Origin of the sequence: Ferruginibacter sp., from assembly GCF_031430955.1 — a bacterium.
Taxonomy (GTDB): domain Bacteria; phylum Bacteroidota; class Bacteroidia; order Chitinophagales; family Chitinophagaceae; genus Ferruginibacter.
Genome location: NZ_JANPCM010000226.1, coordinates 1 through 3,254 on the forward strand (window position 1 = coordinate 1; position 3,254 = coordinate 3,254).

Sequence of the window (3,254 nt, forward strand, 5' to 3'; positions counted from 1 at the left end):
CATATATACAACCCATACAACGGCGCCATAAAAACCATTCGTCCCCCGGAGTTAAATAATTCCACCATATTTTGTATGACAAAAGATAAAACAGGAAATATCTGGATGGGATTGTATAATGGAAAAATTGCAGGATGGAATAAACAACAAAATAAATTTTACCCTTACAACGACAGTACAAAAGGCATAGTGCAGGAGTATGCACATGTATCCAATATTTTTTTCGATAGCAAACAACGCTGCTGGGTAAGCACCCGTTTGGGGTTTAAGCAATTTGATACACACAACCGGTTATATTCAGCAGTGTATGTACAAAATAAAAATAATGCTCATGCTATTTCTGCAAATATTACCCAAGGCATTGAAGAATACGATGACAGTACGCTGCTGATTGGCACCCAGTATGGCGGTTTAAATTTTTTTAATATTCGCAATAAAACTTTTTCTCATTTATCTGCCAAAGAAGGTTTGCCTGCCAATACAATCCATGCAATAAAAAAAGATACAGAAGGTTATATATGGTTTACCACCGATTATGATTTGTATAAATTTAAACCGGCTGATAAAAAATTTACCCGGCTTAATATTGATCCCGGCACTGTAAATTCAGAATTTAAAACAGTTTCTTTTTATCCTTTACAGGATGGAAGATGGCTTGCCGGTACTACTACAGAAATGATTTGTTTTTATACAAAAAATAATTTTATTTTAAAAAATACGGATGCAAAAGTAGAAATTACCGGGTTTAAAATTTTTGACAATGATCTTGCAATTGATTCGTTGCTGGATAAAAGTGAACCGGTTAAACTTACGTATCAGCAAAATTTTTTGACAATAGAATTTGCGCTGCTCAATTTCTCAAACCCACAACAAACTAATTATTATTACCGGCTGGATGCGGTTGATAAAGATTGGGTAAATGCCGGCACAAAAAATATTGCCAGCTATACAAATCTTAATCCAGGGCAATATACTTTTAGAGTAAAGGCTGAAGATGGAAATGAAACCACAGCGGTTACCTCTTTTAAAATATTTATTACTCCGCCTTTCTGGAAAACTATGCTGTTCAGGATTACAGTTTTGGCAGCAACCTCCCTTTTAGTTTTTTGGCTGCTTAAAAAAAGAATTAAAACAATCCGCAATCAGGCTGAGCTAAAACAGAAAATTGCTGAAACAGAAATGATGGCATTACGGGCACAGATGAATCCGCATTTTATTTTTAACTGCATTAACAGCATTGATGCACTGATACAAAGCAATGACAAATATTCTGCAACGGTTTACCTTAATAAATTTGCAAAACTGCTCCGTAATATTTTAGACAGCAGCAAACAAAACACAGTGCCATTTAGTAAAGATGCAGAAACACTAAAGCTGTATATTGAGCTGGAAGAATTAAGGCATGAAAATAAATTTAACACAAATTTTAAAGTTGATGAAGAATTATTAAACAGCGATTACAAAGTACCGCCGCTTATTGTGCAGCCATTTGTAGAAAATGCCATTTTGCACGGGCTTAGAAATAAAGAAGGCAATGAAGGCATACTTAACATTGATATAAAAAAAGTAAGCAATACCATACAATATGTTATTACAGATAATGGCATAGGGAGGAAAGCTGCCGAAAAAATAATGCAAAACAAAGAATCGCACTACGGTATGCAAATGAGTTACGACCGCATAAAACTTTTTAATAATGAAGAAACGGCATCCGTACAGATAAAAGATTTATATATTGATGAGCATCCTGACGGTACCGAAGTAACAGTTAACTTAAACATTATTTAAAATGATAACCGCAATAATTATAGATGATGAAGCAAAAGGCAGGCTGGCATTAAGAGAAAAATTATTGTCATATTGTCCGCAAGTAAAAGTAGTTGCCGAAGCTGCTAATGGTCAGGAAGCTCTGTTGCTGATACAACATCATAAACCGCAGTTAATTTTTTTAGATATTGAAATGCCAAAGATGAATGGTTTTGAAATGCTGAACGAGTTACCGGAAAAAGATTTTCATATAATTTTTACCACAGCCTACGATCAGTATGCCATTAAAGCCATTAAATATGCCGCTTTTGATTACCTGCTTAAACCAATTGATATCCAAGAACTGCAGGAGGCCATTTCAAATGTAGAAACCAGGGAAAATAATCAAACAAAAAAACAGGTAGAACTGCTGCAGCAAAATATGCTGCACCCAAAAAAGCAATTAAATAAATTGGCTATACCTACATTGGAAGGTTTGTTGTTTTTTGATATAAACGACATCATTCATTTAGAAGCCAATAGTAACTACACCAATATTTATTTTACCAATAAAACAAAAATTACCGCCTCAAAAACTTTAAAAGAATTTGAAGAGCTGCTGCCCGAGGATATTTTTTTTCGTACCCATCACTCCCACCTTATTAACCTCAATTATATTAAAAGATATATTAAAGGCGATGGCGGCCAGATAGAATTGCAAAACGGGAGTTATGTTGATGTTGCCAGACGAAAAAAAGAAGAGTTTCTTAAAGCCATTGGCTATTAGTATTTTTGCCCCATGGAAAAATATTTACAGGACCTATTCATCAACCAGCAATACAATAAAAACAATTTTTTTTTAATTGCCGGGCCCTGTGTGGTAGAGAGTGAAGAAATGGTAATGCAAATTGCAGATAAGGTGTCGGCCATTTGCAAACGTTTAGAAATTGCTTATGTATTTAAAGCATCGTACCGTAAAGCAAACAGAACAAGTGCCACTTCATTTACAGGTTTGGGAGATGAAAATGGTTTATCATTAATAAAAAAAGTTGGTGAAAAATATAAGCTGCCCACCACATCAGATATTCATGCACATGACGAAGCTGAAGAGGCTGCAAAGTATATCGACATTTTACAAATTCCCGCCTTTTTGTGCCGGCAAACAGATTTATTAGTAGCCGCTGCTGCAACAGGCAAAATTGTAAATGTAAAAAAGGGGCAATTTTTAAATGGGCCTTCTATGAAATTTGCGGCTGATAAAATCCGGCAAGCGGGTAATAATAAAATAATGCTTACCGAAAGAGGCAATACTTTTGGTTACCAGGACCTGGTAGTCGATTACAGAAATATAACCTGGATGAAAGAACATGATGTACCTGTAATAATGGACTGCACACACTCGCTGCAGCAGCCCAACCAAACCAGCGGTATTACAGGTGGCAACCCCCAATTAATTGAAACCATTGCCAGAGCAGCAATAGCAACCGGTGCCGATGGATTATTTATTG

The 3,254-nt window shown here is 35.6% G+C and carries 3 protein-coding genes; all 3 read left to right on the forward strand.

The window, feature by feature from the left end; all coding sequences use genetic code 11:
• Positions 1–1,788, forward strand: a 1,788-nt coding sequence (locus ACY65O_RS06365; RefSeq protein WP_462220016.1) for a sensor histidine kinase, incomplete at its 5' end; no start/stop codon positions are given.
• 1 nt (position 1,789) lies between these two features.
• Positions 1,790–2,533: a LytR/AlgR family response regulator transcription factor gene (locus tag ACY65O_RS06370; protein ID WP_462220017.1), complete on the forward strand. Its 744-nt coding sequence runs from the start codon at positions 1,790–1,792 to the stop codon at positions 2,531–2,533.
• A gap of 12 nt (positions 2,534–2,545) precedes the next feature.
• Positions 2,546–3,254, forward strand: a 709-nt coding sequence (kdsA, locus tag ACY65O_RS06375) for a 3-deoxy-8-phosphooctulonate synthase (RefSeq protein WP_462220018.1), incomplete at its 3' end; no start/stop codon positions are given.

Bases quoted from the DNA above. Each gene is read 5' to 3' on its own strand.
- ACY65O_RS06370 (WP_462220017.1), top strand. From the start codon at position 1,790: ATGATAACCGCAATAATTATAGATGATGAAGCAAAAGGCAGGCTGGCA.